This window comes from Thiocapsa sp. (assembly GCF_035467215.1).
In the GTDB taxonomy this organism is placed as follows: Bacteria; Pseudomonadota; Gammaproteobacteria; order Chromatiales; family Chromatiaceae; genus Thiocapsa.
On record NZ_DATITZ010000049.1, the window covers coordinates 1 to 5,120 of the forward strand.

A 5,120-nucleotide genomic window follows, 5' to 3' on the forward strand; every position below is an offset into this window, starting at 1 on the left:
ACTCTGCGAAGAGCTCTGCCAGAAGGCCGAGCGTCTCGGCCGGCTCGAGCAATGGAATCAGGATCGCGCCATCCTCGATCTTCTCGATCGCCAATGGGCCGAGATCCGGGATGAGGTCGACCCGGACGGGCGCACGCGTTACGAAGACGCACGGGAGCGCTTCATCCAGGCCTACGGCGGTCACGCCCGCGAGACCGCCGCCCGAGTCGCCGCAGAGGAAGCCCACGAGTCCTTGCATGCCGAACGCCTCGCCCTCCTCGACACCTTGTCCGAGGCACCGGCGCTGAGCACCGAGCAAGAGATTCGCGCCTTGTGCGAGCGGGTCTCCGCCGCCTGGGATGCCCTCGACGCCCTCCCGCCGCAGCGCCAGAGACCCCTCGACCAGCGCTATCGCACGCTCATGGACGCGGCCGACGCCGCGCGCACCGCCCTGGTCGATCAGCGAAAACGCCTGTCGCAGCTGCACAAATCGAGCAATAGGGCACAGAAGCTCCTCGACGAGCCCAAGCCGCTCGATCTGCGCGCGACCAAGACCTTCATCGAGCAGGCGCGCGCACTCGCCGCCGAGCTCCCCGCGAGCGCCGAGACCGAAGCCTTCCTGGCCCTCGTCGAACGCGTCGAGTCGCGCACCAAGACCCAGCGCAAGAACGCCGAGCATCGCCTGAAGCAGCTTCCCGAGAAACTCGCCGAGCTGGAGAAACACCTCGCCGACGGCGAGCTGAAGAAGGCCGACCCGCTCTTTCAAAGCCTACGTGCCGGCCTGGATCTGGTCGAGGCCAGCGCCCTGCCCAAGGGCGCCGCCGAAGAGATCGCCGCCCGCCTGCATCTGCTCGCGCCGCGCCTGCGCGATCTCCAACACTGGCGCCGCTGGGGTGCCGATCAGCATCGCGACGGACTCTGCGAGGAGATGGAGCAGCTCATCGAGGCCGACCTGCCCCTGCAAGCCCTGAGCGAGCGACTGCACACGATGCGCCTGGACTGGAAGGGGTTGGAGAAGACAGGGCCGCGCGCCGCGCCCGCCGTCGCCGAGCGGTTCCACAAGGCGTGCGACGCCGTCCAAGAGCGCTGTCGCCCCTACCTCGACGCCCAAGCGGCCGAGCGCGAGGCCAACCGTGCCGCGCGCGAGTCCGTCTGCGACCAGATCGAAGACTTCCTCTCCAAGGTCGACTGGGAGCGCATCGACTGGAAACGCGTCCTGCGCGCCGAGCGCGAGACCCGCCACACCTGGGCCTCCATCGGACCCGTTGACCCGCGCCACTTCAAGGCGCTCGAAGGGCGTTTCCGTCAAGCGCTCAAGCAGCTCGATCGCCGCCTGGATGCAGAGCGCAAACGCAATCAGGCGATGAAGCACGCGCTGATCGCCAAGATCGAAGTCCTAGTCGACGAGCCCGATCTGGACGCCGCCATCGAACAGACCAAGGCACTCCAACGCGAGTGGCACACCACCGTGCCGGCGCGTCACAAGGACGAGAACAAGCTCTGGCAGACCTTCCGCAGCGCCTGCGACGCCATCTTCGAGCGTCGCGCCGCGTTGCACGAGGCGCACGCCAACGAGATGAAGGATCATCTCGCCACGCGCGAGACGATCTGCACCGACGCACTCGCGCTCGCCCGAACCGAGCAGGATCCGAAGCGACTGCGCTCCGAGCTGCGCGAGCTCGAGCGGCGCTGGGACGATGCTCAGTCCCTGCCCATCCCGCGTCAAAGCGCCGCCCCGCTCAACGAATGCTGGCGCGAGACCCGCGAGGCGCTCAAGCAGCACCTGCGCGACTGCGAGGACCAACAGCGCCGAGGCGCATTCGACCTGCTGCAACGCCAAGCCGCGCTGTGCGAGCGCCTCGAGCTCGGACTCCTCGGAGAAACCGACGCCCCGCTCGACCCCGAAGCGGCCGAGCAGGCCTGGGCGGATCTCCCGCAGCAACAAGACAGCGAGATCCAGCAGGCCATCGCAGCGCGCTTCTCGTCCGCACTCGCCGTCGCACGCGACCCCGCGCAGATCGCCACGCTGCGCCGCCGCTACGACGCCAACGCCGCACGCCTGAGCCAACTCTGTCTACAGCTCGAAATCCTCACCGGTGTCGAAACCCCGCCCGAGCTCGCCCAACAGCGCCTGGAGTTCCAAGTCGCACGGCTGACGGAGCGCATGGTCGACGGCGAGGAGGACCCCCTGCAAGGCAGTGCCCGACTCCTCAAAGAGTGGTATCTCTGCGGCCCCGCACCGCGTTCCGCCGGCCTCGACAGCCGCTTCGAGCGCATCCGCCAAGCCCTCGCCCGAGAGCCCGGCGCGGCGACCGCATGACACGACCGCGCAGCAGCCAAGACGCAGAATCCGCCCCGGATGCCCTCGATGGATGACTCCGACTCACGACTCTACAAACGCCGGCACCGCACCTGGAATCCGGCGCTCGACCCGCGCAACCCGAGCGAAGACCCCGGAGTGGAGCTGCCCCTGCTCGGCTGCGTCAGCGCAGGAGCACCGATCGAGGATCTCGAAGACCCCGAGACCATCGTCGTCCCCACCGACCTGACACGCCCCGGGGCCTACGCCTTGCGCGTGCGCGGCAAATCCATGGTCGAAGACGGCATCCACGACGGCGACATCGTCATCGTCGACCCTCGCCCTACAGCCGAAACCGGGACAACCGTCGTGGCACGCATCGACGGCGATCGCGTCACCCTCAAACGCTTCTACGCCGAAAACGACAGCATCCGCCTCCAGCCCGCCAATCCCGACATGGATCCGTTGATCCTGCACGACGGCGACATCGAGATCCTCGGCATCGTCTCGGGCGTGGTGCTTATGACCGCTTGACGGCGACCGCGTCGGTTCGGATCCGCCTGCATCAAGGTGTCATTGGAAGATCAAGCCGATGGCGATCAAAAAGCCAATGTACGCGATGAGCGCCCAGAATGCCGGATTGATCTGGTCTTCCTTGAAGCGCAGCGAGCGCGCGGCGTTGGCGCCGCCGCAGTCGCACAGCAACAGCAGTTCGGTCGCGTTCGGGTACATCCCCTGGAACAGCACCGTCCAGGCCAAGGCGATGGCATCGCAGACGAAGGCGCTGGTCTCGCGCGAGGTTCCGAGCGTGATGAAGCCGATGTTGGCGGCCACGTCGTAGACCCCATGCGGCACCAGCACGCCGTCGGCGAGGTGGCGGAAGTCGTGATCGAAGACCAGTTGCGGTGCGGTGCTGTACGACTGTCCCGGCCGATGCAGGGTCCCGAGCAACTCCTTCTTCTTGGTGTCGATACTGAACACCGGAATGCCGCGCCGACGGGCCAGACGGCGCAGCGCGGCGATCTGGCGGAACTGCTCGTTACGCGCCTTCGGGTCGACCACGCCGGTGATCAACTCCTTGCGCAGGGCGCGGCGACGAAAGCCAGCCCGATCCAGCAACGCGGCGGCCGTGTTGCGACTGATCTCGAACCCATGCTCGAGCAGGCGATGAGCCAACTGCAGCGGTTTCAGATCGGTCCAGCGCACCCGCTCTTCAGCGCCTCGATTGCCGCGTAGCGGCGGCGATGGTCCTCGTCCAAGGTGCGCGAGAACACCCGCATCGTCTCCTCGTGCGCTGCGCCGTAGCCCGGAAATTCGTTCATAGAGCGACCACTCCCGTTCGGATCGTCGGGAGCGATGCTCGCAGCAGGTCGGCTCCTTTTCAAGTCGGTAACGCTCTTTTTATAGAAAAAACCTGAGATAAAATGCGTTACTTGTTAGTGAATCGTTACTTAGCAAGGCCCCGCGGCTCTGCCCGAGCATCCGCTCACTCGCGGCGGAGGGCGGAGCCTATGTGATCGTCAGCTCCAAAGATTCCACCAATGCGGTCTGACATGACCGTATCGCCCCATCAGCAGATACTGAAGCTCGGAAAAAGAGGCTCGCGGTCTCGGCCGTCTGAGGCGCTGACTCGCCGCAGTATCGAACGGCTGGACTTCTTCACGCAGCGGACGTTGGACCAAGATCGTTGCGGGCAATCCCGGACACCTTGTCAACACCGATTCGGTCCTGCCGTTCGATAACGTACGCTCAACGGCACCCCCGTCGTGACTTGCCGATCTTCTCGAACGTCGCCGGCGCGTTGTCTTTGGGGTTGTCCAGGCAGTGGTCGATGAACTGATCGGTCATCGCAGCCAAGACCTCGATCTCATACTGCGTGGTGTTCATCTTAACGAGCCGGTATCCGTGTACAAATGCCAGTGCGTACTCCCGCTCGTTGCCGGACAGGCGCATGACGTCCTTGCACGCGAACTCCTCGAGGTCTTTCTGTGTTGACGGCTCCTCGGCATCAAAGGCCAAGCCCCCGGCGAACAGCGCCGACGTGATCGCGGCGGGCGCGAACGCGTGCCGGACGCGCTATCTCGCTTCGAGACGATCCTCGATCGCCAGCACGATCGCCCCCAGGCGCTCTTCGCGCTCGACGCGACGATGGGCCTCGGGCGCCTGCTCCATGGGCTCCACGCGATCGACGATCGGGCCGATCTTGCCCTGCTCGATCAGTTCTCGCAGCGCGTCCAACCCGGCCCGGGTCTCCGGGGCGAAGGCGACGACGACGCGCCGGCGCGTGAAACGGTTGGTGATCAATGCTCGCAACATATCGGACAGGCGGGGATTGGCGATCAGGTAACTTCCGCCGGGCCGCAAGGCGCGGATGCAGCGATCATAGGGTGCGCCGGCGACCATGCTCAGGATGATGTCGTAGGTCTGCCCGCCGGCGGTGAAGTCCGTTTGTCGATAGTCGACGAAGGCATCAGCGCCCAGGCGACGCAGAAACCCCTCCTTGCGGCCATGATCGACCGCCGTGACGCGCGCGCCCGAGGACTTGGCGAGCTGCACCGCATGGTCGCCAATACTGCCGCCCGCACCATTGACCAGCACCTCGTCCCCCGGCTGAATGTTCGCGCGGCCGAGAAAATGCAGCGCGTTCAACCCGCCCAGCGGCACCGCGGCGGCCTCCGTAAAGTCCATCGTCGCCGGCATCGGAGCAACCGGACCACGGGCCGGCAGGGCCACATAGGCTAATGGGATGGTCCGCCCCGCTCCTCCAACGAGCCCGTAGCGGGCACAATGAGCGATGTCTATCGAACATCGTCAACCGAGGTAACGGAGCGGACCAATGAGC

Annotated in this window: 6 protein-coding genes; 2 read left to right on the forward strand and 4 right to left on the reverse strand. The window is 65.9% G+C overall.

Annotated elements, in window-relative coordinates; genetic code table 11:
- On the forward strand, positions 1 to 2,299 hold a 2,299-nt coding region (locus tag VLR48_RS02440; RefSeq protein WP_325290256.1), incomplete at its 5' end, for a DUF349 domain-containing protein.
- A gap of 48 nt (positions 2,300 to 2,347) precedes the next feature.
- Positions 2,348 to 2,812 (forward strand): LexA family transcriptional regulator, encoded by a 465-nt coding sequence (locus VLR48_RS02445; RefSeq protein WP_325290257.1) that lies wholly within the window; start codon positions 2,348 to 2,350, stop codon positions 2,810 to 2,812.
- Positions 2,813 to 2,851: 39 nt separating this feature from the next.
- On the opposite strand, the gene VLR48_RS02450 is transcribed toward VLR48_RS02445, so the two are convergent.
- From VLR48_RS02450 to VLR48_RS02465, 4 genes are all read right to left on the reverse strand, one after another.
- Positions 2,852 to 3,484, reverse strand: a complete 633-nt coding sequence (locus VLR48_RS02450) for an ISAzo13-like element transposase-related protein (protein ID WP_325290258.1) — start codon at positions 3,482 to 3,484, stop codon at positions 2,852 to 2,854.
- The gene (locus VLR48_RS02455; RefSeq protein ID WP_325290259.1) at positions 3,466 to 3,600 is read right to left on the reverse strand and encodes a hypothetical protein; all 135 of its coding nucleotides are present in this window, start codon (positions 3,598 to 3,600) and stop codon (positions 3,466 to 3,468) included. Before VLR48_RS02455 ends, VLR48_RS02450 begins: the two co-directional genes overlap by 19 nt.
- A 427-nt stretch (positions 3,601 to 4,027) precedes the next feature.
- A complete protein-coding gene (locus VLR48_RS02460; RefSeq protein ID WP_414718568.1) occupies positions 4,028 to 4,324 on the reverse strand; it encodes an HdeA/HdeB family chaperone in 297 nt (98 codons plus the stop codon).
- A gap of 30 nt (positions 4,325 to 4,354) precedes the next feature.
- A complete protein-coding gene (locus tag VLR48_RS02465; RefSeq protein WP_325290261.1) occupies positions 4,355 to 4,966 on the reverse strand; it encodes an NAD(P)-dependent alcohol dehydrogenase in 612 nt (203 codons plus the stop codon).
- Between the last annotated feature and the right edge of the window lie 154 nt (positions 4,967 to 5,120).

Coding starts and splice junctions, on each gene's coding strand:
- VLR48_RS02465 (WP_325290261.1), bottom strand. CDS start 4,966: ATGGACTTTACGGAGGCCGCCGCGGTGCCGCTGGGCGGGTTGAACGCG.
- VLR48_RS02455 (WP_325290259.1), bottom strand. CDS start 3,600: ATGAACGAATTTCCGGGCTACGGCGCAGCGCACGAGGAGACGATGCGG.
- VLR48_RS02445 (WP_325290257.1), top strand. CDS start 2,348: ATGGATGACTCCGACTCACGACTCTACAAACGCCGGCACCGCACCTGG.